Here is a 23,993-nt window from a genome sequence, read left to right on the forward strand (position 1 = left end):
AAACCCGCAGCAGCGCGGCTCAAGCAGCAGCGCGGCTCAAGCAGCAGCGCAACTTGGGCAGCAGCAGCGCGGCCACCTCAGTGGACGCGCCGGGCTCCTCGCCGCAGCCACACGGCGACCACGATGATGAGGGCGAATCCGACGACGGTGATCGCGACATCCACGAAGGGCAAGACGGCGATGCCCCAGGTGTCGAGCAGCACGCCGCCCAGCAGCGCACCGCCGCCGATCGCCACGTTGAACGAGGTCGTGAAGTAGGCGGCAGCGGCATCCCGCACCCGCAGTGACGCGGTGTGCATCATGCGCGCCTGCATGAGCGACGGGAGCGCGCCGAACGCCATGCCCCACACGAAGATCGCCACGAGCACCACGGGGGTGACCGAGGTGAAGGTGCCGATCACGAGCACGGCCACCATCACGAGAGCCACGGAACCGATCAGCGTCGACTGCGGGAACCTGTCGCCGAGGGTGCCCGCGAGCACGAGACCCAGAGCGCCAGCGACACCATAGAGGAACAGCACCCCGGCGACGGATCCTGAATCGAAGCCGACGGGGCCGATCAGGTACGGCGCGATGTAGGTGTAGAAGAGGTTATGCCCCAGCGCCACGAGGATCAGGATGACGCCGACCGCGATGACCGCCGGCACCGTGCGGTCCTTGCGCATCGGGATGGGGATCTCGCCCGTCGAGAGCACGACCCCGTGCGAGACAGCGGGCAGCAGCTTCGCCGTGACGAGGGTCAGGATGACGATGATCGCCGCGATGATCCCGAACGCGAGCCTCCAGCCGACCGCGTGGCCGATGGCGGTGCCGAGGGGCACGCCGAGCACGAAGGCGGCCGTTCCTCCACCGCCGGTAATCGCGATCGCGCGACCGAGCTGGTGCTTAGGAACGAGGTGGGCAGAGTATGCCCCGACCACCGCCCAGAACAGTCCGTGTGCGAGGCCGCCGATCACGCGGGCTCCGATGAGCAGCTCGTAGGTGGGGGCAATCGCCGCGAGCACGTTCGCGACCGCGAACACCATGAGCACGACGATGACGAGCGACTTGCGGGAGTAGCGACGCGTGAGCACGCTCAGCGGCGCCGCGCTCAGCACGACGGTGCCCGCGAAGACCGTCACGAGCAGGCCGACCTGCGATTCCGAGACGTCGAGCTCCGCGGCGATATCCGGAAGCAGCCCGGTTGGCAGGAACTCGCTGGTGACCGACGTGAAGATCAGTGCGGAAAGGGTGAGCAGACCCGCCCAGGGAAAAGTGGTGGATGTGGTGTTTCGTGGCGCGCCCATGAAGGCGGAATCCGTTCGGTGGAAGTGGTGCGTTCGCCGCCCGCGGGACGACGCGGGCCATGCGCCGTCAGCCTAAGGATACTCTGATATGACAGTCCGGCGAGGGAGACGAACTCATGGCATCACGGCGCGGCAGCCTGCTTCGCGAGGAGAAGGACGGCCACTACGAGCCGTCACCGGTAGAGCTGCTCTTCGACCTCGTCTTCGTCTTCGCGGCGACCCGACTGTCGCTCTTCCTGGTGGAGCATCTCGACGTCACCGGGCTGCTGGAAGCATTCGTGCTGCTGCTCGCGGTGTGGTGGTTCTGGGATCACGTCGTGTGGACCACCAATTGGTTCAACCCCGATAAGTGGCCGGTGCGGCTGTTCCTCTTCGCGGCGATGGCGCTCGGGCTGGTCATGAGCACGTCCATCCTCGGTGCGTTCGAAGACCTCGGCGTCGTGTTCGTGGTCGGGTACCTGGGTATGCACGCGCTGCGGGCGGCGTTCATCATCGTGGCAGGATGGCGCGACAGTCGTGAGCTCGCGCTCAACATGGTGCGGGCATCCATCTGGGTCGCCGTCTCATCGCCGCTGTGGATCATCGGCGCGGTCGGAGACCCCGAGCAGCGGGTCTGGTGGTGGCTCGCCGCCATCGCGCTCAACTATCTCGCGCCCGCCGTGCGCTACTGGCTTCCCATCATGGGGCGCTCCCCGATCGAGAGCTGGGCGGTCTCGGGCCACCACATCTCCGAACGCGCGCGGCTGTTCGTGATCATCGCGCTCGGAGAATCGGTGCTCGTCATGGGATTCACCTTCGCCGGCGACTGGGCGAAGCCCGCGAGCGCCTTCGGCCTGTTCGCCGCCCTCGTGGGGACCCTCCTGCTGTGGCTCATCTACTTCAACAACACGGCCGGTGTCGCCCAGAAGTATTTCGAGAAGGCCAGGGAGTCAGGGCGCGTTGCGGCCAACTCGTACACCTACCTGCACCTGCTCATCGTGGCCGGGATCGTGCTCGTGGCCGTCGGCGACGAGCTCGTGCTCGCGCATCCTGACGACCCGCTCGACCCCGCGACCGCTGCCGTCGTCTTCGGGGGCCCAGCCCTCTACATCCTCGGAAACCTGCTGTTCAAGCGCTCGGTCGGCTACCGCTGGCTCAAGTCGCACATCATCAGCATCGGGGTCTTGATCGCCCTGTTCGTGCTCACCACCGCCCTTGGCGTATTCACCCCGCTCATCGCCACCTGGCTCGCGAACGCCGTCATGCTGGCCGTCGTAATCGGCGAAGAGGTGGCGCACCGCAGAAGCTCCGCGGTCGACGCTAGCCTTGCATCGTGACCGCAACTACCCACTGGATCCTCACTCTCGTCTGCGACGACAAGCCCGGTATCGTCAATGCCGTGAGTGGCGCCATCGTCGACGCCGACGGCAACATCACCGAATCGCAGCAGTTCTCGAGCGCAGACACGGGCCGCTTCTTCATGCGCCTGCAGGTGGAGTCAGCGGCATCCAGAGACCGCTTCGAGGCGGCGCTCGCACCGGTCACGGACAGGTACAGGATGACCTGGGAACTGGATGTCGTCGGGCGCCCCCTGCGCACCCTCGTGCTGGTCTCGAAGGCCGGCCACTGCCTCAACGACCTGCTCTACCGCGAGCGAGCCGGGCAACTCGCCATGGACCTTCCGCTCGTGATGAGCAACCACTCAGACCTCGGCAGCCTCGCCGCGTTCTACGACGTGCCGTTCGAAGCCCACCCCGTGACGAGCCCCGGCCAGAAGCTCGCGTTCGAGCAGCGCGTGCTCGAAGTCGTCGAGGAACACGACATCGAGCTCGTCGTGCTGGCGCGCTACATGCAGATCCTCTCCCCCGAGCTCTGCGCTGCTCTCGGCGGCAAGGCCATCAACATCCACCACTCGTTCCTGCCCGGATTCAAGGGCGCGAACCCCTACCGGCAGGCGCACGCCCGCGGCGTCAAGCTCATCGGGGCGACCGCGCACTTCGTCACGAGCGACCTCGACGAGGGGCCGATCATCGAGCAGAACGTCGTGCGGGTCGACCACTCCCGCGACGCGAGCGAACTCGTCGCCATCGGTCAGGATGAAGAATCGCGCACCCTCACGCAGGCCGTGAAATGGTTCGCCGAACACCGGGTGCTGCTCGACGGCGCGCGGACGATCATTTTCCGCTAGGAAACGCTCGCAGTCAGCTTCGCGGCGACGAGCTCTGCGATCTGCACCGCGTTCAGCGCTGCACCCTTGCGGAGGTTGTCGTTGCTGATGAACAGGGCGAGTCCGCGTCCATTCGGCACGCCCTCATCCTGGCGGATGCGACCCACATAGCTCGGGTCTGTGCCGGCGGCCTCGAGCGGCGTCGGGATATCCGTGAGCACCACGCCCGCGGCATCCTGCAGCAGCTCCTTCGCGCGTGCCACGCTCAGCGGGTTCGCGAACTCGGCGTTGATCGACAGGGAGTGGCCGGTGAAGACCGGCACTCGGACGCAGGTGCCGCTGACCAGCAGTTCAGGCAGTTCGAGGATCTTGCGGCTCTCGTTGCGCAGCTTCTTCTCTTCGTCGGTCTCGAACGAACCGTCATCGACGAGATTGCCGGCGAAAGGGATCACGTCGAACGCGATGGTCTTCGGGAACGTCTCGGCGACCGGGAAGTCCACGGCGGATCCATCGTGCACGAGACTGCGCGGATCCTGCTCGATCGCGGCCTTCGCCTGCGCGTAGAGCTCCTCGCCGCCGACGAGACCGGCACCGGAGACGGCCTGGTAGGTGCTGACGATGAGTCGCTGGAGACCGGCCTCGGCGTCGAGCACTTTGAGCACGGGCATGGCCGCCATCGTGGTGCAGTTCGGGTTGGCGATGATGCCGTTTCGCGCCTCGTCGATGGCGTGCGGGTTGACCTCGCTGACGACGAGCGGCACATCCGGGTCCATGCGGAACGCCGAGGAGTTGTCGATCACGGTGACCCCGGCGGCGGCGAACCGCGGAGCCTGCGCGCGCGAGGTGGTGGCGCCGGCGGAGAAGATCGCGATGTCGAGCCCGGCGGGATCTGCCGTCGAGGCATCCTCGACCGTGATCTGCTCGCCCTTGAACTCGAGGGTCGTGCCAGCGCTGCGGGCGCTCGCAAAGAAGCGGATCTCGGCGATGGGCACATCCCGCTCGACGAGAAGGCGGCGCACCACGGCGCCGACCTGGCCTGTGGCACCGACGACGCCGATACGGACGGGAGTGCTGTTGCTCATGTCGATAATTCTCGCACGCCGGGCGCGGCCGTTTCGGCGCGGTGGTGGGGCGCTGCTGCCCCGTGTTCATAACTCCTGCAGCGCGGGTTGCCGCGGCGCTCACTTCCCCGGAATGCCGGGTCTGCGCGGGCCGGTGCGCTGCGATGTGCAGGAGTTATGCGCACGGGGGGTGCGGCAGCCGTTCGGCGTTCTGGCACCCTGCGGCGGCGGGCGGGGCGGCCGGCCGAGGCGGCCGAACTCCAGTTCTGACCGATTCGGCGGCGCTGCACGCAGAAACTGGAGTTTCGCGGGGTGCGGCGGGCGCGGCGCAGCGCGGCAGCGCGGCGCAGCACGGCGGGCGCGGCGCAGCACGGCAGCGCGGCGCCGCGCGGGAGTCTGCGGCGGCGCGGCGGCGCCGCGCGGGATTCCGGGGCCGGGGTCTAGCGGCCGGTGCCGCCGTGCACGATGGCCTCGACCTCGCCATCGAGGCCGAAGGCGGTGTGCACCACCCGCACGGCGTCGTTGACGGTATCGGCGCGGGTGACGACCGAGATCCTGATCTCGCTGGTGGAAATCATCTCGATGTTGATGCCGGCCTCGAACAGCGCAGTGAAGAGCTTCGCCGAAACTCCGGCGTTCGTGCGCATGCCGGCTCCCACGACCGCGAGCTTCGCGATCTGGTCGTCGTGTTGCAGCGACGTGAATCCGATGTCGGCCTTCTGGGCGGTGAGCGCTTCCATCGCCGCCTGGGCGTCAGACTTCGGGCAGGTGAACGAGATGTCGGTCAGGCCTGTGCTGGCGGATGACACGTTCTGCACGATCATGTCGATGTTGACGTTCGTGCGTGCGATCAGGGTGAAGATCTGCGCGGCCTTACCCGGCATGTCGGGAACGCCGACGACCGTGATCTTGGCCTCGCTGAGGTCTGCAGCGACTCCGGTGACGATCGGCTCTTCCACGTTATCTCCTTCGATCGGGTTCACGACGAGCGTGCCCTCGTTGTTATTGAACGACGAACGCACGTGCAGTGTCACACCGTGCCTGCGGGCATATTCCACCGCGCGTATGTACAGCACCTTGGCGCCGGTTGCTGCGAGTTCGAGCATCTCTTCGCTCGTGATCCTGTCGAGCTTGCGAGCGGATGGCACCACTCGCGGGTCCGCGGTGTAGATGCCATCCACATCGGTGTAGATCTCGCAGACGTCGGCATCGAGGGCTGCGGCGAGGGCGACAGCCGTCGTGTCCGAGCCGCCGCGGCCGAGGGTCGTGATATCCCCGGTGCCCCGGTTGAACCCCTGGAAACCGGCGACGATCGCGACGGCTCCGTCGTCGAGGGCCTCGCGGACGCGCTTGGGCGACACCTCCACGATGCGCGCCGACCCGTGCTGGGCATCCGTCACCATGCCGGCCTGGCTGCCCGTGTAACTGCGGGCTTCGACGCCGAGGCTGCGGATGGCCATGGCGAGCAGCGCCATGGAGATGCGCTCGCCGGCAGTCAGGAGCATGTCGAGCTCGCGACCGGACGGAATCGGGACGACCTGCTTCGCGAGGTCGAGCAGTTCGTCGGTCGTGTCGCCCATCGCCGACACGACGACGACGACCTCGTTGCCCGCCTTGCGCGTCTCGACGATGCGCTTCGCGACGCGCTTGATGCTCTCGGCATCGGCGACCGACGAGCCACCAAACTTCTGGACGATGAGGCTCACGTGGTTCTCCTGCGGAAAGGGATGGCCTGAAAGATGGCCCAAGCTGCGATTCTAGACGGTTCGCCTCGGCGTTGAGTCAGCGTTACGGGACCAGCGTGTTTCGGAAACGCGCACCTTACGCCTGCACGACCCGACGGCCCTCGAAGGCGCGGCCGAGCGTGACCTCGTCGGCGTACTCGAGGTCTCCCCCGACGGGAAGGCCGGAAGCGAGTCGTGTGACTCGGAGGTTCGGGTACTGCAGCAGCCGGGTGAGGTAGGTGGCCGTCGCCTCCCCCTCGAGGTTCGGATCCGTGGCGATGATGACCTCGGTGACCGATCCATCGGCCAGCCTCCCGACGAGCTGCTTGATGCGGAGATCGTCGGGACCGACGCCGTCGATGGGGCTGATCGCGCCGCCGAGCACGTGGTACAGGCCCTTGAATTCGCGCGTGCGCTCGATCGCGACGACATCCTTCGCTTCTTCGACGACACAGATCGTGACGTGGGAGCGGCGCGGGTCGCGGCAGATGGAACAGGTCTGCTCTTCGGTGACGTTGCCGCAGATGTCGCAGAAGCGCACCTTGTCGCGCACATCACGCAGCACCTCGGAGAGCCGCGTGACGTCGAAACTCTCGGTCTGCAGGATATGGAACGCGATGCGCTGAGCCGACTTCGGACCGATGCCGGGCAGGCGCCCGAGCTCGTCGATCAGTTCCTGGACGATTCCGTCGTACATGGCTTAGTCGTCTTTCGGCATGGGGACGACGCGGGGTGCGACGGCCTGCTCTTCGATGAACGTGGCATTGAGCAGCTGGCGCACCACGGCCTCGCCGTAGCGGGCATTCACGGGGGCTGCGGTCGGGGTCGTCCCCGCGGGTGGAGCCGCCGGAGCCTGTGCTTTCCGCGGAGCGGCTGGCGGAGCGGCGGGCGGAGCGGTGACTGGTGCTGCGGCGGGCTTCGAGTCGCGCAGGCCGGAGACCGTCGCGGGCTCCGGCATCGGCTCGGAGTCCGGGATCGACACGACGGCCCAGCCGCCACCCTCCGTCGGCGGATATTCGTCTCGAGGCGGCTCGTCGACGGGAGGCGCCTCGGTGGAGACCGGCGGCACGACGTGCTGCTGGGCGGCCGAGGAATCCACTCTCGCAATGAAGGCGGGCTCGAAGCCGAGCACCTTCACGAAAGCCTTCTTGAGCAACTCGCCGACGCCCTGTCCCGGGGCCGCCTGCTGCTTGAGCGCGTCGACATCCTTCTGGCTGGCAAACGAGAGCACGAGCACGTTGTTCTCCCGCAGCTCGAGCGGCTTGGCCGTGAAGACGACCATCCAGGCGTTCAGTCGAGCGTCTTTGACCACATCGAGGATCTCGGTCCACGCATCCTTGACCTGCGCGAGCGTGACGGGCCCGACCGGGAGGGAGACCACCGGATCGACGGAGACGATGTCGGCTGCCGGCTGGGCCGTGGGGACCTCGACGGGCGTAGCTGCTGGCTTCTCCACGGGCGGCGCGACCACCTTCGGCGGCGCGGCTACCTTCGGCGGAGCGGATACCGTCGGCGGCGCGGCTACGGGAGTGGCTGCTGGCGCGGCGGCGCCCGACGTCTCCACCCCGATACGGCGCTCCAGGCGCTCCACCCTGGCGAGCGCTCCACGCTGGCTGTCGTCGCTGGCCGGGACCAGGATGCGCGCGATCATGAGTTCGAGATGGAGCCTCGGCGACGTGGCACCCGTCATCTCCGTCAGGGCGGCGTTGACGACATCCGCAGCCCTGGAGAGTTCGGCCTGGCCGAACGCCGCCGACTGGGCAGCCATGCGATCCAGCTGGTCCTGGGGCACGCCCCTGAGCACGGATGCGGCGTTGCCCGAGGTCGCGGCGACGATAATGAGGTCGCGCAGTCGCTCAAGCAGGTCCTCGACGAACCGGCGCGGATCCTGTCCGGTCTGGATGACGCGATCCACCGATCCGAACGCCGCAGCGGCATCACGGGAACCGAGTGCGTCGACGACCTCGTCGAGCAGGGCGCCGTGGGTGTAGCCGAGCAGCGCGACCGCGCGTTCGTACTTGACCTGCACACCGTCGACCGGATCGTTCTCTGAGCCGGCGATCAGCTGGTCGAGCAGCGACAGGGTGTCGCGCACTGAGCCTCCGCCCGCGCGCACCACGAGCGGCAGCACACCAGCCTCGACGTGCACCTTCTCGCTCTCGCAGAGCTGCTGCACGTAGTCGAGCATCTGCGCCGGCGGCACGAGGCGGAACGGGTAGTGGTGGGTGCGAGAGCGGATCGTGCCGATGACCTTCTCCGGCTCGGTCGTCGCGAAGATGAACTTCACGTGCTCCGGCGGCTCTTCCACGATCTTGAGCAGGGCGTTGAATCCCTGCGGCGTGACCATGTGCGCCTCGTCCAGGATGAAGATCTTGAACCTGTCGCGGGCGGGGGCGAACACTGCGCGCTCCCGCAGGTCGCGGGCATCATCCACGCCGTTATGCGACGCTGCGTCGATCTCGACGACATCGAGGGAGCCGCTGCCGTCACGGGCGAGCTCCACGCAACTGGGGCAGACGCCGCAGGGGGTGTCGGTGGGGCCCTCAGCACAGTTGAGGCACCGGGCCAGGATGCGGGCCGAGGTCGTCTTGCCACAACCTCGAGGCCCGCTGAACAGGTAGGCGTGGTTGACGCGGTCGGTGCGCAAAGCTGTGCGCAGCGGATCCGTCACCTGTGACTGGCCGATCAGTTCGGCAAACGTCTCGGGCCGGTAACGGCGATACAGGGCAGCAACCACGAGTCAACAGTAGCCGCCACCGCCGACGTTGAGTCACGGGCATCCACCGGTCCATCGAGCTGACGCCAGCAGTGGCTATCCCCGGCGAATAACCACCGTTTGCGTCACCTCGGCGGAGGATTCAGGCGGAGGATTCAGGCGGGGAAATCAGGCGGCGACCACGGCGATCGACTGGCGCGCGATCTCCAGCTCCTCGTTCGTCGGCACGACCAGCACGCTGATCGCCGAGGCCGCGGTCGAGATGACCCTCGCGTCGCGGGAGGTGCGGTTGTTGGCGAAGGTGTCGAGCGAGATCCCGAGCCAGTCGAGTCCGGCCAGTGCCGCTGCCCGAGTGGGGGCGCTGTTCTCACCGACTCCGGCCGTGAACACCACGGCATCGGCTCCCCCGAGCTGAACGAGGTACGCCCCGAGGTAGTGGCGGAGGCGGTGATAGTAGACGTCGAGCGCGAGGGTGGCCGCGGCATCCCCGGCCAGAGACGCCGCCTGGATGTCGCGCATGTCGCCGATGCCGCCGACCCCCAGCAGCCCGCTGCGACGGTTCAGGATGGTGTCGAGCTCGGGCAGGGTAAGCCCGGCCCTGCCGAGATGGAACAGGATGCCCGCATCGATGTCGCCCGAGCGGGTTCCCATCACGAGGCCCTCGAGCGGGGTCATCCCCATGGAGGTGTCGACGGAGCGCCCGCCGTCGATCGCGGTGACCGATGCCCCGTTGCCGAGGTGGAACACGATGAGCTTCAGTTGCTCCAACGGTCGCCCCAGCAGGCTCGCGGCCCTGGCTGCCACGTACTGGTACGAGGTGCCGTGGAAGCCGTAGCGGCGGATGCTGTGCGCATCGGCGAGCTCGGCGTCGATCGCGTAGGTGTACGCCTCGGGCGCGAGACTCTGGTGGAAGGCTGTATCGAACACTGCGACGTTCGCGACGCCGGGGAAGGCGGCGCGGGCAGCCCGGATTCCCGCCAGGTTCGCGGGGTTGTGCAGCGGCGCGAGGGCGGCGAGTCGCTCGATCGCGGCCTCGACCTCGTCGGTCACGAGAGTGGCGCGGGTGAACTCGTTGCCACCGTGCACCACACGATGGCCGATGACCGAGGGATGCTCGCCGCCGAGTTCGCCGAGAATGCCCTCCATCGCCTGCGCGTGGTCGGCCGCGGCTCCGGCCTCCCCGATGCGCTCGACGATCCCACCCCGCAGCCGGCGCTCCGTGTCGACATCGACGAGTTCCCACTTGATGGACGACGAGCCCGAGTTCACCACGAACGCTGTGATCATGCCGACACCCCCTGTGCCTGGATCGCGGTGATCGCCACGGTGTTGACGATGTCGCGCACGAGCGCGCCTCTCGACAGGTCATTCACGGGCTTGCGGAGGCCCTGCAACACGGGCCCGATGGCGACGGCTCCCGAGCTGCGCTGCACGGCTTTGTACGTATTGTTGCCGGTGTTGAGGTCGGGGAAGATGAACACCGTCGCGCGGCCGGCGACCTGCGAGTCCGGCATCTTCGCCTTCGCGACGGCAGCATCGGCCGCGGCGTCGTACTGGATCGGCCCCTCGACGAGCAGGTCGGGGCGGCGCTCACGCACGAGAGCGGTGGCGGCTCGCACCTTGTCGACGTCGGCGCCGGAGCCGGACTCCCCCGTCGAATACGACAGCATCGCAATCCTCGGTTCTATGCCGAACTGCGAGGCCGTTCCCGATGACGAGATCGCGATGTCGGCGAGCTGCCCGGCGTCGGGATCGGGGACGATGGCGCAGTCGCCGTAGACCAGCACACGGTCATCCAGCGCCATGAAGAAGACGCTCGACACGACGTCGACGCCATCGGAGGTCTTGATGAACTGCAGCGCGGGGGTGATGGTGTGCGCTGTCGTGTGGGCGGCTCCGGAGACCATCCCGTCGGCAAGTCCGAGGTGCACCATCATGGTGCCGAAGTACGACACATCGGTGACGATGTCGCGAGCACGTTCGACAGTCATGCCCTTATGGGCGCGCAGCCGGGTGTACTCCTCCGCGAACCTTTCCCGCAGTTCGGGAGTGGTGGGATCGGTCACGGTCGCTGCGCTGAGGTCCACGCCGAGCCCGGCCGCCCTGGCCCGCACCTCGGCCTCGTCGCCGAGAATCGTCAGGTCGACGACGTCGCGGCGCAGCAGGGTTCCCGCGGCGAGCAGGATGCGGTCATCCGATCCCTCGGGCAACACGATGTGACGGCGGTTCGATCGCGCGCGCTCCAGAAGCGCATATTCGAACATGAGCGGAGTGACCGCCGTCGTCTCGCCTGCGCCCAGTTCCGTCGCGAGCAGGTCCGAATCGATGTGCTTCTCGAAAAGGGCGAGCGCGGTATCGATCTTGCGCTGGGATGTCGCGGTCAGCCTGCCTCGCGTCTGCACTATGCGCTGCGCGGTGGCGTACGTTCCGTACTCCGTCGTCACGATCGGCAGGGTCTCGTCGAGCCCCGCGATGAGGCGCTGGATGACCGGGGACAGCTCGAAGCCGCCATTCAGCACGATGCCGGCCAGGGACGGGAAGGTCCCGGATGCGTGTGCCGTCAGTGCCGCGAGCACCATCTCGCTGCGGTCGCCCGGGATCACCACCACGCTGCCTTCGATGAGCCTCGGGAGCACGTTCTCCATCGACATCGCCGCGATCACGACGCCGAGGCTTTCGCGGGCGAGGAGTGCCGTGTCGCCCTTCAGGAGGGTGCCGTCGACGGCCTCCATGATCGCTTCGACGGTCGGGGCCATCATGAACGGATCCTCCGGCACGGCCCACGCCGTGACGCCCGTGACGCTCGCGACGGCGTCGATGATCTCGTGGAGGTGGTCAGGGTCGGCCCGGTTGGCGATGACGGCGAGCAGGCTCGCGTGGGCTGCGGTCAGTTCGGGCAGGCTCAACTCGGCCACCTGGCGCAGCTCGTCGGCGGTGCGGGCACGTGATTCTGACGGCTCCCGGCCCGTCAGCACGAGCAGCACGGGGGCGCCGAGGTTCGCCGCGATGCGGGCGTTGAAGCCGAGTTCGGTCGGTGTGGCGACGTCGGTGTAGTCGGAACCGACGATCACGACGGCGTCGCACGTGCTTTCCACGGCTTTGAAACGGTCGACTATGCGTGAGAGGGCGGCATCCGGATCATCGTGCACGGCCTCATAGGTCACGCCGACGCATTCGTCGTACTCGAGGTTCACGCCGTCGCGGCCGAGCAACAACTCGAGCACATAGTCGGGTTCGTCGGAGGTTCTCGCGACCGGCCGAAACACGCCGACTCTCTCGACGCTGCGCAGCAGGGTATCGAGCACCCCCAGGGCGATGGACGACTTGCCCGAGTGGCCTTCAGCAGAAGTGATATAAATCGATCGAGCCATGGGCTTAAGCCTACGTGCCGAAAATGCAAAGACCCCTCGCGCACCCGCCAGAGCCCGGTTACCCTTGCTACGTTTCCGTCCTGGGGGAGTTGGCCAAGGTGGCGCCACGCGAGGAGCCACCACGATTGTAGCTCGTGCAGGAGGTTCGTGATTCAACGGCTATGATTTCCTGAGGTCATTGCAATGCAGTGGATGACCGGCCAGGAGAATTCGCCTAGTGGCCTATGGCGCCAGCTTGGAAAGTTGGTTGGGTGCAAGCCCTCGGGGGTTCGAATCCCCCATTCTCCGCTCAAGCTTCAGCAGCTATGGCCCCGGAATGTTGGTCTGCCGGGGTTCGGGGGGAATTGTGGCGGCAGTGCGCGGCAGCGACTCGATCCGCCTGCGCCCCCATGCCTCCCTGATCTCGCAGGGCCTCATCGCCGCGACCGCTTTCCTCGCCCCTGTGTTCCTGGTGCTGTACTACCTCACCGTTCCCGACGGTCCGTGGCTGCTCATCGTGTACGTCCAGATCGCTGCGAGCCTGGTCGTTGCGCTTGCGGCATCACGCTATTACCGGGCAGCGATCTGGGTCGACGAGACCAGCATCTCCGAGCGGGGCTTCTTCCGCTCCAAAACGCGTTTCGAATCCAGCCAGATCGGCTCGATGCTGTTCGTCATCACGCTGTACTCCTCGCAACCGCTGGGCGCCCCGCAACTGTTCGTCTGCGACCATGACGGCCGCCAACTGGTGAGGATGCGCGGCCGATTCTGGTCACGCGCCGATATGGACACTGTCAGCAGCACCCTCAACGCGCCGTACGTTCGACTGGGCCAGCCGATGTCGACGTCGGAGATCCATGAGCAGTATCCCGGAATCGGGTACTGGTTCGAACGACGACCCGTGGTGGCCGCGCTGGTCTTCATTGCGTCAGCCACCGCAATCGGTGCTGTCAGCATCCTGGTCGTCTGGCTCGTCGGCCCGCTTCCCGGCAACTAGCGGCGTTTGAGGGTCGAGAAGATCCCGCGCAGCACTTCCCTCACGACCGTCTGGCCGGCGCGTGAGCCGAGAATGTCGCCAATCGGGTTGTCGTCGGCCCGAGGGCGCGTGGTCGTGCGTGTGGTGGTGCGTGGCTTGGTTTTCGGGGCCGACGACGTCGCCATGTCCCTGACGGCCCTGTCGTAGTCGGCCTGGGCCTTCGCTGCTTCTTTCGCCTGCTGGGCGGCGGATTTCTGCGCCTCCACCTGCGCGATCGCCGCTGCCGCGGCATTCATCTTGACCGCAAGCATCTCCCGCGCCGACTCCCGGTCGACGGGGGTGCCGAACTGCGCCAGCAGCGGGCTCGACGAGACTGTGGCCTGCATGGTTTCGATCGGCGTGGGCGACATGGATCCCTGCGGCGCGCGAAGTCTCGTCCACGCCACGGGCGACGGAGCGCCTTTCTCGTTCATGACCGTGATGATCGCCTCGCCTGTCGCAAGGGTGGTCAGCACTTCTTTCAGGTCGTAGCCCGAGGTCGGGTACGTCGATACCGTGGCCCTGAGCGCTTTGGCGTCATCCGGTGTGTGCGCTCGCAGCTGGTGCTGCACGCGGGACCCGATCTGGGCGAGCACCTCGCTCGGAACATCCTTGGGCGTCTGCGTCACGAAGAAAATGCCGACCCCCTTCGACCTGATCAGCCTGACCGTCTGGGTGATGGAGGCGATGAAGTCGTCGGATGCGCCGTTGAACAGCAGGTGGGCTTCGTCGAAGAAGAACACCAGCTTGGGCTTGTCGATGTCGCCGACCTCGGGGAGGTCGTTGAACAGGTCGGCGAGCAGCCACATCAGGAAGGTGGAGAAGACCGCGGGCTTGTCCTGAACGCCGGGAATCTCCAGGAGGCTCACAATGCCTTTGCCGTCGGCGGTGGTGCGAAGAAACAGGCTCGTGTCGATCTCGGGCTCACCGAAGAACACGTCGGCGCCCTGGTCCGAGAACCCGATCAGTTCGCGCAGGATGACCCCCGCCGTGGCGCTCGACAGCCCGCCGAGGTCTTTCAGCTCCGGCTTGCCGTCCTCGCTCGTGAGCCACTTGAGCACGGCACGGAGGTCGCTGAGGTCGACGAGCGGAAGCCCCGCTCGATCCGCATAGTGGAACACGAGCCCGAGGCTCGACTCCTGCGTCTCGTTGAGGCCGAGCACTTTGCTCAGCAGCAGTGGCCCGAAACTCGATACGGTGGCCCGGATCGGGATGCCCGTGCCGAGGCCCCCGAGTGTGAAGTATTCGGTGGGGCTGGCCGCGGCCGCCCAGTGCTGGCCGATGCTGGCCGTGCGATCGAGGAGCTTGGGGTTGCTCGTGCCTTCGCTCGCGATCCCGGAGAGGTCGCCTTTGATGTCCGCCGCGAATACAGGAACGCCCGCCGCCGAGAGCTGCTCCGCGAGCACCTGTAGCGTCTTGGTCTTGCCGGTGCCGGTCGCCCCCGCCACGAGACCGTGACGGTTGACCATGGCGAGCGGGATGCGCACCGGCACGTCAGCCAGCGGATCCCCGTTGACGAGCGCGCCCATCTCGAGGGCCGGGGCGTCGAAGGTGTAGCCCGCGCGGATCACATCGACCTGTGCAGGGCTCAGCGGCCCAGCATGTGCACCCCGCGCCGGCGAGGCGCTTGGGGCTGGAGCCTCGGGGGCTTCCTGCGCGGGGGCTGCCTGCTCGGCGGCCAGAGCCGCCTCAGCATCGGCAAGGGCTTTCTTCGCGGCTTCGACCAGGGCTGCTGCATCCGTCATGGTGGTCAGTTTATGGCTCGGACACCATCCGGATGGCAGTTCCCGTTCTGGAGATGTATGGCGTCACGCCATACATCTCCAGAACGGCAGGCCACAATCCGAGCCGCGCGCAGTCAGCGATGCGCAGTCAGCGATGCGCAGTCAGCGATGAGCAGTCAGGCGAGCTGACCTGGGGCGATGCCCAGCCAGGTGGTGCTGTCATCCGTCGATAACTCGCGGAAGCCCAGCCTGTCGTAGAACGCGAGGGCGCCGGTGTTGGAGCGCCCCACCCCGAGGTGGACGCCAGCAACCCCGGCAGAGATCGCAGCACGGCCGAGCCCGCGCATGAGCGCCCGGCCCGCGCCGCGGCCCTGGGCGGCCGGAAGCAGATCGATGTGCAGGTGGGCGGGAAAGGCGTCGGTGTGTGCGTTGAGCAGGTGCTCGGGTTCGACGCCAGCAACGTGCAGCCACCGCTCCCCCGGATCCGGAGCCGCTCGCGGATGCCGGGCGGCGAACACGGGGCTCCACTCCTGTCGCCAGCGCCGGACAAAATCGCGGGTGTCGAGCGTCGCGACGAGATAGCCGACAGGACGGTCATCCTGCTCGACGACCCAGGCTGTCGACGGCTCGATCACGAGATAGGGCTCGAGGAACACATCGGGAAGCAGGCCGTCGTCACTCCACTGCCCCGTGGCGTCCCGGCCGGCGTCCCCCGTGAGTACGCAGATCTGCCGCAGCGCGTCCAGGTCGTCCGGCCGGTAGGCGCGGATCACGCGAGGCGGTCTTCCATCCCCCACGCCTGCCCGAAGCCGCCGTCGGCGACAGGCAATGCCATCAGGTCGAGGAAGGGCTTGGCGTCGAACGCCTCGGGGCCGAGCACTCCCGTGCCCGTCCACACGCCGGTGGCGAGCATCTCGAGGGCGATGACGGGGTTGAGCGCGGTCTGCCAGACAACGCACTGGGCGTCGTACTCGGCCATCGTCCACTCGTTGTCGCTCACGTGGTACAGGTAGACCTCGCGCGGCTCGCCGTCGACTCCGGTGCCGGTCACCCACAGTCCAGCGCAGGTCTTGCCGGTCATCCGGGGTCCGAGGGTCGCCGGGTCGGGCAGGCCAGCCGCCACGACGTCGCGGGGGGCGACCATCACAGGTCCGTCCGCCGAGCGCACGCGCACGGGTTCGGTCTTATCGAGGCCGAGCTGGTTGAGGGTCTTCAGGATCCCGATGAACTCGTCACCGAGCCCGTATTTGAAGGTCACGCGCTTCGCGTCGACCCAGCGCGGCATGAGGAGCACTTCCTCGTGCTCGACGTTGACGCACTCGACGGGGCCGATTCCCTCGGGGAACACGAAGACCTCGGGCTCACTGAAGGGAGCAGTCGTGTACCAGCCGCGATCCTTCTCCCAGATCACGGGCGGGTTCAGGCATTCTTCGATGGTCGTCCAGATGCTGAACGACGGCGCGAAGATCTCGTTGCCTGCCTCGTCTCGCACGACGAGGTTGGCGCCGTCGCGGGTGCCGAGCTCGTCGATCTCGCTGAAGAGGTGATCGGCCGCGTAGCGCGCGAACACGTCGCTGAGCCCCGGCTCCACTCCCATGCCGACTAGCGCGAGCCTGCCGGCCGTCTCCCAGTCCGGCGATTGCGCGAACTGGTCATCGCCGAGCTTCACGCCGGTCTGATTGTGCGGGTCGGTCGGGTGCGGCTCAGACAGGCTCATCGCCATGTCGAGGTAGTCGGCGCCCGCCGCGAGCGCGCCAGCGAAGATGGTCGGCACGAACTTCGGCTCCACCGCGTTCATGACGTGGGTTGCGCCGTGTTCCCGAGCGACGGATGCCACGTTGTCGGGGTCTGACGCGTCGATGCGCGCCGCCACGAATCGTGCGCCGTGGTTGCCGTGCCGCTGCGTGATCCACGCGATAGTGCGCTCGGCCCGGGAGAGGTCGTAATCGCTGACGATCATCGTCTCGAAGAAGTCGCGGCGAGCCGCGATCTTGGCAATCGCGTCGCCGACGCCGCCGGCTCCGACCAGAAGGATTCTCATACTGTGACGCTATCGCGCCTTCGCGGCTGGCGCACTCCATTCACGCTGCAACCTCGACGCCAAAGGCGCCCACAACAGCACCGCCACGGCAGCGCCGACGAGCAGTCCACCGATGGTGTCACTGAGCCAGTGCGCGCCGAGGTACGTGCGGCTGAGCATCATCGCCACGACGTAGACGGCTCCGGCCACCCACACCCACACGCGCTGCAGCAGGATGGCGAGGGTCACCGCCATGGTCGCGGCATTGGCCACATGACCGGAGGGGAACGACCCGAAGTCCGCGGTCACCAGGATGTCGAGCGGTCGAGCGCGGCCGAACAGCGACTTGAGCAGTTGCACCATGCCGGCGCTGATCACCGTCGCCATCACGAAATACAGGGCCGACCACGGCTTCTTCACCACGATCAGGATGACCGCGATGGCGATCGGCACGAAGAAAATGCCGAACCATCCCCCGCCGAGAAAATCCATCGCGAACGCCGGCACATCCCAGATCGGGTTGCGATGCTCCACGAGCTCACCCAGCCAGCTGGTGTCGAAACCGTATGGTCCCGACCTGAAGGCGACGATCGCCCCGAGCGCCAGCGCGAGGGCAACAGCCGTGCCGCCGCTGATCAGGGGCCAGCGCCGGGAGACTTTCCGGGCGCCGGCGGGAGTGATGGGGGTGGTCATGGATTCACGCTAGCGCGAGCGACGGATCCTGATGTCCCCTTGCGCAGCTCAGCGCGATAGTGCAGGAACGCTGCGCGGGCGTACCACTGTCCACATCACGACGATCGAGACGATCGCGGTCAGCCCCATGATCACACCCATGGGAACGGCGTTCACGATGCCGAACAGCCCGACGATGGGCGAGATGAGACCAGCAAGTCCGAAGTTGAGCGCACCCAGCAGCGAGGCCGCCGTGCCCGCTTCGCTGCCGTGACCGTTCAGGGCGAGCACCTGGGTGGCCGGAAACGAGAATCCGCAGGCCATGATGAAGAAGAACAGGGGCACGAGGATGCCGACCAGCCCCGCGCCGGCGTTATCGAGCACCACGATCGTGGTGGACGTAATGAGAAGCGCGACACCGGCGCAGGCGAGGATCCACTGCGGCCCGACGAAGCGCATGAGAAATGCACTGATCTGCACACCGGAGACGATGCCGAGCGAATTGGCCGCGAACAGCAGCCCGTACTGCTGGGGGTCGAGTCCGTAGACATCCTGGAACAGGAACGACGACGACGACAGGTACGTGAACAATCCGGAGAAGGTCATGCCTCCGATGATCGCGACCCCGATGAAGACCCTGTCGCTCAGCAGCGACGTGTAGCGCTGTCTCATGGTGCTGTGCCCGAGGTCTCCTCGACGTTCCGGCGGCAGTGTCTCGACGATGAAAAACACCGCGGCAAGCACCACGAGAACTCCGTAGGCGGCGAGGAAGAAGAAGATCCCGCGCCACGGGAAGATCAGCAGCAGTTGGGAGCCGATCAGCGGGGCGAGGATCGGCGCGAGTCCGTTGACGAGGGCCAGTCTCGACAGCATCCTGACCAGGGGAAGACCGCCGAAGAGATCCCGCACGACCGCGACAGCGACGACGCCGCCCGCAGCGGCCCCTGCGCCCTGCAGCACACGGAACACCATCAGCAGCTCGATGCTCGGTGCGATGGCGACGCCGAGACTGGCGAAGACATGCACCGAGGTGGCGATGATGAGCGGGAGCCGGCGGCCGACCTTGTCACTCCACGGCCCGACCACGAGTTGGCCGAGCGCGAAGCCGAGGGTCGTGGCCGTGAGGGTCAGCTGGATGGCGGCGGTCGAGACATCCAGGTCCGCTTCGATCGTCGGAAACGCCGGGAGGTAGAGGTCGATCGTGAAAGGGCCGAGCGCCGTCAGGGCACCCAGCACCAGCACATAGACGAGTCGCTGGCGGGAGCGGAGAGCATCACCGGGGTGAATAACGCTGGTCACGGGGTCCTAAGAATGTCTGAGGGGCGGCGGGGTGCAACCGAAGTGGACACCTCCACTATTCTGCTGTCCCGCGCTCGCGTCGGTTGACCACGGGGGTCGTCCCTGCCGCCGGTGAGTAGGCCTAGATTGGAGTGATCTGCCACAGCCTGCCCTCGAAGTGGAGCCACCCCATGCCCTTGACCGACCTTCCGCTCGCTGAACTCGAGCAGTATCGACCGGACGTGCTGCAGCCCGCCGACTTCGATGCGTTCTGGTCGACCACGCTCGAGGAGTCGCGTGCCGCGGGCGGCCCTGTCACTCTCGAACCTGCCGACACGCCAGTGACCGAGCTGATCGTGGAGGACCTGACGTTCCCTGGCTTCGCGGGCGACCCCGTGCGCGGCTGGGTGACGCGGCCCCGCACGACCGGTCCGCTGCCGACGGTGGTGGAGTTCCTCGGGTACGGCGGCGGCCGCGGCCTGGCTCACGAGCACCTCACCTGGGCCGCGAGCGGATTCGTGCACATCCTGATGGATACCCGTGGCCAGGGCAGCGCGTGGGGCTCGGGTGGCGAGACCGCCGACCCGCACGGGTCGGGCGTGGCATTCCCGGGAGTCATGACCCGGGGCATCCTGGATCCGGCCGACTATTACTATCGCCGCCTGTTCACCGACGGTGTTCGGGCCGTGGATGCCGCCAGGGACCTGCCGTTCGTCGACGAATCGCGCATCGCGGTCACCGGGGGCAGCCAGGGTGGCGGAATCTCCCTCGCCGTGGCCGGACTGCGGGACGACCTGTGGGGAGTGATGCCCGACGTGCCGTTCCTCAGTGATTTCCGCCGCGCGATAGCGGTCACCCCCGGTGCGCCCTTCACCGAGATCACGCAGTACCTCGCCGTGCATCGCCAGCACGCCGCGCAGGTGCTCGACACACTGTCCTATTTCGACGGCGTGAACTTCGCGCGCCGTGCGACCGCGCCCGCCCTGTTCTCTGTGGCCCTGATGGACACGATCGTGATGCCGTCGACGGTGTTCGCCTCGTTCAACCACTACGCCGGCGCGGATCGCGAGATCGAGGTCTATCCGTACAACAACCACGAGGGCGGGCAGGGCCACCAGTGGCTGCGTCAGGCCCGGTGGCTTGCCGCCCACTGAACTCTCGCCGCCCACTGAACTCTCGCCGCCCACCGAACTCGATTCTGCCGATCGTCGGCTAACGGCGGTCGTGCTGGCTCCAGGCCGTGAATCGCACTGCAGCGCCCGTAGGCCCCTCCACGAATGGCCCGAAGGTCGTGCCCACGAAGCCTCCCGCGGTCTCGGTGCTGAGCGTGCTGAACGGCACCCGGCCGAGTTCGACCGGCTGTTCCTCCCCGCTCGCAGCGCTCACGGTGATCTCGCTACCGGTCAGCGCGGCGGACAGCGTGAACGGGCCGGAGGGAAGGGTCGCGGATCCGATCGCGGAGTCGACCCCGTCGCGGCGGACCAGCGTGAGCCGCACCCCATCCGGAGTCGCGACGGCGGAGGCGCGCACCTGGGCTGAATCACTCTGCCGCAGCAGCAGCCCGGCCGTGGCATCCTGCACATCGATGAGTTCGAGGGAGACGGCGACAGCGCTCTCGGTGCTCGTGAGTCGTCTCAGCAGCGCTGCCGACACGGCACCCGAGCTCACCGATTCGCCGGTCGAGCGCAGTTCGATCGCCGAATCCGTCTGCTCGGCGAAGTCGGCGAACCCCCGCACGCTCAGGAAGTCGGCGAGTTCGGGAGCACCGCTCGACTCCGACTGCCGTGGCTGCACCACCGGTGCATCGAGTCGACCCAGTCCGGGATTCACGACGGGCCAGCCGTCGTCCCATTCCACCGCCGCGAGATGGGTTTCCCGACCGAGGATGTGATGGCCGTCGATGGGGCGGATGCCCAGCATCACCATCCACCATTCGTCGCCGTCACCCTGCACCAGGTCGCCATGCCCGACGGCCTGCACATCGACGCCGTGGCCGAGGTGCCGGTGGGTGAGCACAGGATTGCGCGGGCACGGCAGGAACGGGCCGGCCAGCGACCGCGACCTCGCGACCATCACCGAGTGCTCGAACGCCGTGCCGCCCTCGGCGGTCACCAGGTAGAACCAGCCGTCACGCTCGTAGAGGTGCGGCGCCTCTGCCCAGACCGCGCGGGCCATTGTGCGCGTCCAGATGACGGATTCCTCGCCCACGAGCTCGCCCCGCTCGAGGTCGAGTTCGCGCATCCATACCTCGGTCTCCCCCTCGAATGTCTGCGGGACCACCTCACGGCAGCCGATCCACCACACGCGGCCATCGTGGAAGAACAGGGAGGGGTCGATGCCCCGCGCATCCGGAAGCATCACCGGTGGCGACCATGGTCCGGCGATATCGGTCGCGGTCAGGTAGAAGTTGCCGCTCACCTCGCCGGCATCCATGAGCGTGCACGCGATATAGAACGTGCCATCGTGATGACGGATGGTCGGCGCGAAGATGCCGCGCGAATCCGGCACAAGGCTGAAGTCGAACTGTCCGGGGTCGTGGATGGCATGACCCACGAGTCGCCAGCTCACCAGGTCGTCGCTGGCGTGGATCGGCAGGCCGGGCAGGTACTCGAACGTCGAGGTCACCAGGTAGTAGGTGCCGTCGACCCGGCAGATACTCGGGTCGGGATAGAGGCCGGTCAGAATGGGGTTGGCGGGGCGCAACGAAACTCCTTGGATCGAAAAACTGTGGTCATCAGGCAAGTGCAGCTCAGACGCTGGATGCCACGCGCTCGACACTCGCGGTCGCCAGTCGTCGATCGGCGGTGGTGAGCACATGCTCGACTCCGCTGAACTGCAGCATCGCCTCTGTCTCCTTCGCGGCGCACGATGGACCGACCCACAGCTGCACGTCTCCCGGTTCGACCACCCGCAGCCCCGAGGCCGCCGTCATGGCGAACCTCGCCGGCGGCACGGCGAAGGTCATGCGCACTCGCTCCCCCGCCGCCAGGTCGAGTCGCTGGTAGGCCAGCAACTGGGCCACCGGCCGGGTCACTGACGCGAAGAGATCGCGGCCGTAGAGCTGCACGACATCCGTCACTGCGCGGTCCCCGGTGTTCGTCACCTCGACCGTCACCTCCACCGTGTCGCCCGGCGCCACGCCACCCGTCACGACGAGATTCTCGTGCGTGACTGTGCTGTATCCGAGGCCATGACCGAACGGGAAGATGGGCGTCGTGTCCACGCTCGTCACCTCCGATGGGCCACCGAGGATCGGGTGCATGTACGTATACGGCTGGGCGCCGGCGGAGCGGGGCATCGATACCGGCAGCCTGCCGGAGGGCGCAGCACTGCCGGAGAGGATCGCGGCGAGCGCGGCAGCGCCCTCCTCCCCGGGGAAGAACGACTGGATTACGGCTGAGGGGGCGCCATCGCCCACCGCCCAGTCGAGCACGTACGGCCGACCGGTGAGCACGACCACGGCCACTCTCGCCCCGGTAGCCACGACAGCGTCGATCAGCTCCCGCTGCACGCCGGGCAGCTCCAGCGACTCGACATCGTTGCCTTCGCCGACGGTTCCGCGACCGAACAACCCCGCCCGGTCGCCGACGACCACGACCGCTGTGCCCGCCACGCGGGCCGCCTCGGCTGCTGCCGCGATGCCCGTGCGGTCACCGCCCTCGACCTCGCACCCTCGCACATAGTCGAGTGCGGCATCCGGGAACTCGGCACGCAGTGCCTCGAGGATCGTGGGGAGCTCGAAGCCCAGCTCGGTGCCGGGGTGATGCGCGAGCACGTGGTTCGCGAAGGAGTAGCAGCCCATGAGCGCATCGGTCGAGTCGGCGTTCGGGCCGATTACCGCAATCGTGCCACCGGTCATCTTCGACAGTGGGAGCAGCCCGTCGTTGGTCAGCAGCACCGTGGATTCCTCGGCCAGCAGCCGAGCGACGGCGCGATGGTCAGCGGTATCGAGGTCGACGGCGGTGGGCGGCGACTCGAAGGTCTCGTCGAGCAGTCCGAGCTCCTCCTTCTGTGACAGCACGCGAAGGACGGCCCGATCCACGTCGGCGATGTCGGTGAGCCCGTTCGCTATGCGGTCGGCGAGCTCGAGGAACGCGTCGCCGGTCGGCAGTTCCACGTCGATGCCCGCCGTGAGCGCGAGGTCGGCCGCTGCGGCGCGGTCGACGGCAACGGCGTGCATGCTGTGCAGGAACACGACGGCGAAGTAGTCGGAGACCACGACCCCATCGAAGCCCCACCGGGTGCGGAGGATGTCGGTCAGGTACCGGGGAGTGCCGCCGACGGGCTCGCCATCGATCTCGGAATACGAGTTCATGACCGACCTGGCACCGCCGTCGCGAATCGCCATCTCGAACGGGGGCAGCAGCACGTCCTCGAGTTCGCGCGGGCCGGCGTGCACCGGTGCGTGGTTGCGACCCGACTGCGACGCCGAGTAACCGACGAAATGCTTGAGGGTCGCGTGCACGCCCGCCGACTGGAGGCCGCGTACGTAGGAGGTGCCGATGGTCCCGACGAGGTACGGGTCTTCGGCGATGCACTCATCCACTCGACCCCAGCGGGCATCCCGAATGACATCGAGCACCGGAGCAAGACCCTGGTGGATGCCCAGCGACCGCATCGACTCGCCGATCAGCCGCGCCATGCGCTCTACGAGGTCGGGGTCGAATGCCGCACCCCAGGCCAGCGGGGTCGGAAACGTCGCTGCCTTCCAGGCGGCAAGACCGGTGAGGCACTCCTCGTGCACGATGGCCGGGATGCCCAGCCTCGACTTCTGGCGGAGCTTCCGCTGCTCGGCCCACAGCCAGCCGGCTCGCTCCACCGGGTCGACCGGTCTGGTGCCGTACACCCGCGTGAGGTGCCCGATTCCGTGGGTGCTGGCGGCCTCGTAGCCGTTCGACGAGACCATCTCGCCCGCCATCGGTGCGACGACCTCGTCGCCCTGGTCGACCCAGTAGCCGACCAGTTGCGAAATTTTTTCCGCCAGGGTCATCTGGCTGTGAA

Annotated in this window: 18 protein-coding genes, 1 tRNA gene and 1 other RNA gene; 5 read left to right on the top strand and 15 right to left on the bottom strand. The window is 67.3% G+C overall.

What is annotated here, in order from left to right; translation table 11 throughout:
- Positions 1 to 77: 77 nt before the first annotated feature.
- Positions 78 to 1,286: an MFS transporter gene (locus IWX81_RS09100; RefSeq protein ID WP_199281024.1), complete on the bottom strand. Its 1,209-nt coding sequence runs from the start codon at positions 1,284 to 1,286 to the stop codon at positions 78 to 80.
- 116 nt (positions 1,287 to 1,402) lie between these two features.
- Here IWX81_RS09100 and IWX81_RS09105 point away from each other — a divergent pair, with 116 nt between their 5' ends.
- Positions 1,403 to 2,602, top strand: a complete 1,200-nt coding sequence (locus tag IWX81_RS09105) for a low temperature requirement protein A (protein WP_199281025.1) — start codon at positions 1,403 to 1,405, stop codon at positions 2,600 to 2,602.
- Entirely contained in the window at positions 2,599 to 3,453 is an 855-nt protein-coding gene (gene purU, locus IWX81_RS09110; RefSeq protein WP_199281026.1) for a formyltetrahydrofolate deformylase, read from the top strand. The genes IWX81_RS09105 and purU overlap by 4 nt, the downstream gene beginning before the upstream one ends.
- On the opposite strand, the gene IWX81_RS09115 is transcribed toward purU, so the two are convergent.
- From IWX81_RS09115 to ffs, 7 genes are all read right to left on the bottom strand, one after another.
- Positions 3,450 to 4,514 (bottom strand): aspartate-semialdehyde dehydrogenase, encoded by a 1,065-nt coding sequence (locus IWX81_RS09115; RefSeq protein ID WP_199281027.1) that lies wholly within the window; start codon positions 4,512 to 4,514, stop codon positions 3,450 to 3,452. The genes purU and IWX81_RS09115 overlap by 4 nt on opposite strands.
- A 419-nt stretch (positions 4,515 to 4,933) precedes the next feature.
- Positions 4,934 to 6,199 (bottom strand): aspartate kinase, encoded by a 1,266-nt coding sequence (locus IWX81_RS09120; protein ID WP_199281268.1) that lies wholly within the window; start codon positions 6,197 to 6,199, stop codon positions 4,934 to 4,936.
- 115 nt (positions 6,200 to 6,314) lie between these two features.
- Positions 6,315 to 6,914 (bottom strand): recombination mediator RecR, encoded by a 600-nt coding sequence (gene recR, locus IWX81_RS09125; RefSeq protein ID WP_199281028.1) that lies wholly within the window; start codon positions 6,912 to 6,914, stop codon positions 6,315 to 6,317.
- 3 nt (positions 6,915 to 6,917) lie between these two features.
- Entirely contained in the window at positions 6,918 to 8,954 is a 2,037-nt protein-coding gene (locus tag IWX81_RS09130) for a DNA polymerase III subunit gamma and tau (RefSeq protein ID WP_199281029.1), read from the bottom strand.
- A 147-nt stretch (positions 8,955 to 9,101) separates the two neighbouring features.
- Positions 9,102 to 10,220 (bottom strand): acetate/propionate family kinase, encoded by a 1,119-nt coding sequence (locus IWX81_RS09135; protein ID WP_199281030.1) that lies wholly within the window; start codon positions 10,218 to 10,220, stop codon positions 9,102 to 9,104.
- Positions 10,217 to 12,304 carry a phosphate acetyltransferase gene (gene pta, locus IWX81_RS09140; protein ID WP_199281031.1) on the bottom strand — a complete coding sequence of 696 codons (2,088 nt, stop codon included), beginning with the start codon at positions 12,302 to 12,304 and terminating at the stop codon, positions 10,217 to 10,219. The genes IWX81_RS09135 and pta overlap by 4 nt, the downstream gene beginning before the upstream one ends.
- A gap of 24 nt (positions 12,305 to 12,328) precedes the next feature.
- An RNA gene (gene ffs, locus IWX81_RS09145) (signal recognition particle sRNA small type) lies at positions 12,329 to 12,425 on the bottom strand.
- Positions 12,426 to 12,507: 82 nt separating this feature from the next.
- On the opposite strand from ffs, the gene IWX81_RS09150 reads away from it, so the two are divergent.
- Positions 12,508 to 12,592, top strand: a tRNA-Ser gene (locus tag IWX81_RS09150).
- Between the two features lie 58 nt (positions 12,593 to 12,650).
- Positions 12,651 to 13,280, top strand: coding sequence for a hypothetical protein (locus IWX81_RS09155; protein ID WP_199281032.1), 630 nt, complete (start codon positions 12,651 to 12,653; stop codon positions 13,278 to 13,280).
- On the opposite strand, the gene IWX81_RS09160 is transcribed toward IWX81_RS09155, so the two are convergent.
- From IWX81_RS09160 to IWX81_RS09180, 5 genes are all read right to left on the bottom strand, one after another.
- Complete coding sequence (locus IWX81_RS09160; RefSeq protein ID WP_199281033.1) at positions 13,277 to 15,043, bottom strand: helicase HerA-like domain-containing protein; 1,767 nt, start codon at positions 15,041 to 15,043, stop codon at positions 13,277 to 13,279. The two genes, IWX81_RS09155 and IWX81_RS09160, sit on opposite strands and share 4 nt — an antisense overlap.
- Before the next feature lie 155 nt (positions 15,044 to 15,198).
- On the bottom strand, positions 15,199 to 15,795 hold the full coding sequence (locus tag IWX81_RS09165; RefSeq protein ID WP_199281034.1) for a GNAT family N-acetyltransferase: 597 nt from the start codon (positions 15,793 to 15,795) through the stop codon (positions 15,199 to 15,201).
- Positions 15,792 to 17,063, bottom strand: coding sequence for a saccharopine dehydrogenase family protein (locus IWX81_RS09170; protein ID WP_199281035.1), 1,272 nt, complete (start codon positions 17,061 to 17,063; stop codon positions 15,792 to 15,794). The genes IWX81_RS09165 and IWX81_RS09170 overlap by 4 nt, the downstream gene beginning before the upstream one ends.
- A 9-nt stretch (positions 17,064 to 17,072) precedes the next feature.
- Positions 17,073 to 17,735 (bottom strand): phosphatase PAP2 family protein, encoded by a 663-nt coding sequence (locus IWX81_RS09175; RefSeq protein WP_199281036.1) that lies wholly within the window; start codon positions 17,733 to 17,735, stop codon positions 17,073 to 17,075.
- 48 nt (positions 17,736 to 17,783) lie between these two features.
- Entirely contained in the window at positions 17,784 to 19,013 is a 1,230-nt protein-coding gene (locus tag IWX81_RS09180) for a multidrug effflux MFS transporter (RefSeq protein ID WP_199281037.1), read from the bottom strand.
- A 170-nt stretch (positions 19,014 to 19,183) separates the two neighbouring features.
- Between IWX81_RS09180 and IWX81_RS09185 the strand changes: the two genes are divergently transcribed.
- Entirely contained in the window at positions 19,184 to 20,146 is a 963-nt protein-coding gene (locus IWX81_RS09185) for an acetylxylan esterase (RefSeq protein ID WP_199281038.1), read from the top strand.
- A 58-nt stretch (positions 20,147 to 20,204) separates the two neighbouring features.
- On the opposite strand, the gene IWX81_RS09190 is transcribed toward IWX81_RS09185, so the two are convergent.
- Both IWX81_RS09190 and IWX81_RS09195 read right to left on the bottom strand, forming a co-directional pair.
- Complete coding sequence (locus IWX81_RS09190; protein WP_199281039.1) at positions 20,205 to 21,695, bottom strand: glycoside hydrolase family 43 protein; 1,491 nt, start codon at positions 21,693 to 21,695, stop codon at positions 20,205 to 20,207.
- A gap of 46 nt (positions 21,696 to 21,741) precedes the next feature.
- On the bottom strand, positions 21,742 to 23,982 hold the full coding sequence (locus tag IWX81_RS09195) for a glycoside hydrolase family 3 N-terminal domain-containing protein (protein WP_199281269.1): 2,241 nt from the start codon (positions 23,980 to 23,982) through the stop codon (positions 21,742 to 21,744).
- Positions 23,983 to 23,993: the final 11 nt, after the last annotated feature.

The organism is Salinibacterium sp. CAN_S4, from assembly GCF_015752305.1.
In the GTDB taxonomy this organism is placed as follows: Bacteria; Actinomycetota; Actinomycetes; order Actinomycetales; family Microbacteriaceae; genus Rhodoglobus.

Excerpts from the sequence above, each read along its gene's own strand:
- IWX81_RS09100 (WP_199281024.1), bottom strand. The coding sequence starts at position 1,286 with ATGGGCGCGCCACGAAACACCACATCCACCACTTTTCCCTGGGCGGGT.
- IWX81_RS09105 (WP_199281025.1), top strand. The coding sequence starts at position 1,403 with ATGGCATCACGGCGCGGCAGCCTGCTTCGCGAGGAGAAGGACGGCCAC.
- IWX81_RS09115 (WP_199281027.1), bottom strand. The coding sequence starts at position 4,514 with ATGAGCAACAGCACTCCCGTCCGTATCGGCGTCGTCGGTGCCACAGGC.
- recR (WP_199281028.1), bottom strand. The coding sequence starts at position 6,914 with ATGTACGACGGAATCGTCCAGGAACTGATCGACGAGCTCGGGCGCCTG.
- IWX81_RS09135 (WP_199281030.1), bottom strand. The coding sequence starts at position 10,220 with ATGATCACAGCGTTCGTGGTGAACTCGGGCTCGTCGTCCATCAAGTGG.
- pta (WP_199281031.1), bottom strand. The coding sequence starts at position 12,304 with ATGGCTCGATCGATTTATATCACTTCTGCTGAAGGCCACTCGGGCAAG.
- IWX81_RS09160 (WP_199281033.1), bottom strand. The coding sequence starts at position 15,043 with ATGACGGATGCAGCAGCCCTGGTCGAAGCCGCGAAGAAAGCCCTTGCC.
- IWX81_RS09170 (WP_199281035.1), bottom strand. The coding sequence starts at position 17,063 with ATGAGAATCCTTCTGGTCGGAGCCGGCGGCGTCGGCGACGCGATTGCC.
- IWX81_RS09175 (WP_199281036.1), bottom strand. The coding sequence starts at position 17,735 with ATGACCACCCCCATCACTCCCGCCGGCGCCCGGAAAGTCTCCCGGCGC.
- IWX81_RS09185 (WP_199281038.1), top strand. The coding sequence starts at position 19,184 with ATGCCCTTGACCGACCTTCCGCTCGCTGAACTCGAGCAGTATCGACCG.
- IWX81_RS09195 (WP_199281269.1), bottom strand. The coding sequence starts at position 23,982 with ATGACCCTGGCGGAAAAAATTTCGCAACTGGTCGGCTACTGGGTCGAC.